The organism is Microbacterium sp. P5_B6, from assembly GCF_056400345.1.
This window is the reverse complement of the sequence record NZ_JBFULL010000069.1, coordinates 1-1,556: the sequence shown is the minus strand read 5'-3', so window position 1 is coordinate 1,556 and position 1,556 is coordinate 1. Positions and strand designations below refer to the sequence as shown.

The window sequence follows — 1,556 nt, the reverse complement described above, 5'->3', positions numbered from 1 at the left end:
CGGCAGTCGTCCAGGCGCTCAATGCGCTGAGAGTGACACTGGGCTAAGTCACCAACCCGACGTGCCCGGCAGTCCGCGCTGCCGGGCACGTTCGTGTTGCAGTTGCACGATCCGATCGCGGATTTGCGGGAGGCTTCCTTCCCGGGCGCGACTTCGAGCACGATCCGCGCATCAGCTGTGAACGATGTCGTGAACTCAGAAGCCCGAGGTCCTGCTTGGTGACCTTGTGTACTCAGCGTGTACCGGCGCCGCAGATGATGGTGTGTTTGGTGTGCGAGGGGAGCGCCATCGGTGCATACATTACCCTGCGATGGGCATTTGATGACCCTGCTAAGGTGGAGTCCCCTTACGGGGACCGAGGGTTCAAATCCCTCCGTCTCCGCAGAAGAAGCCCCGGTAAAGCGGGGGTTTTCTTGTTGAATGATTCCGCCCTCAGACATCCACCCGAGGGCATTTTCGGCGTCCAGGGGTCCCCCAGGGGGACCCTTAGGGGACCTCTGGCGGTGCGCCACCCGCACTGCGTCGGCGCGTTGGAGCGTCCGGAGCCGCGTGTTTCCGCGGTTGAGCCTGCCAGACGCCGCTGCAGTGCGCCACCTTTCCACAGGTGGCGCCCTGAATGAGATCGACAGCTCGTGATTCGCGCGCGTTGACGCACCAACGCCGCGCGTGTCACTGGGGCGGGGCATTGCGGTCGCTAGACCGGTGAACGACGGGCTCTCGCGGATCGGGGGGTCAGGTTCTCATGGCTGGCCGCGCCTCGCACCTTGCCGTCCTCGAGGCAGGATAGGGCCGTGAATCCCACTGACGAGGGCGAGTGGCAGGTCGGTCATCCGGATGAACTCCTGGCGGTGTTCCTGATCCAACTTCCGGAGCCGTTTCCCGTGGAGGATGGTGTGTCCCTTCCGACCTACCGACGAGTCTCACACGACGAATCGACAGTGTTGAGCGAGGTCGCCGGCGACCTCTTGCTTCAGCGGGTAGGTGACGGCGGTCTTCCACGGGTCGTGCCTTATCAAGTCATGCTGGACCGTGACGAAGGGGAGCCGATCCCGCTATTCAACAAATCGCTCGTGCGCACGTCGATCATGTTCCATCAGGTGTACAGCGAGTCTGCGCTTCAACGAGAACTCGAGGCTCCGATGAAACTCGCGCAGCTACTGGCGCGCGATGGCGCCGAGGTCAGGGCGAACCCGCTGATCCCGCATGAGGACAAGCGCGCGGCGCTCGATCGCAAGGACGATCGCGGCTGGATGGCCGCATCAGATCTGCGTGAAATGGGCATGGGTCTCGCAATGGTCGCCGAGTGCGTGGTGCCCCTGCACTGTATTGGGGTACCGCCCGAGCTGCCCCATCTCGTGCTCCTGGATCACGCTGCCTGGGAGCGGCGACCGGATGGGGCTGTCCCGGCCTATTCGGACGGTGATTTCTCTTGGACAGAACCGATCGACGTCAGCACGCTGGGGCCGTCCGCGTTCTTGGGGCGAATCGATGCGGCTCTCGATATCGCGATTGCAGAGCTTCGATCTTGGCAGCAGTCGCTCTTCATCTCGCAGAAG

1 protein-coding gene is annotated in these 1,556 nt (G+C 63.3%); it reads left to right on the top strand.

What is annotated here, in order from left to right; translation table 11 throughout:
- Window positions 1–791: 791 nt before the first annotated feature.
- A partial coding sequence (locus AC1DP3_RS18250; protein ID WP_477295777.1) for a hypothetical protein occupies window positions 792–1,556 on the top strand: 765 nt, incomplete at its 3' end.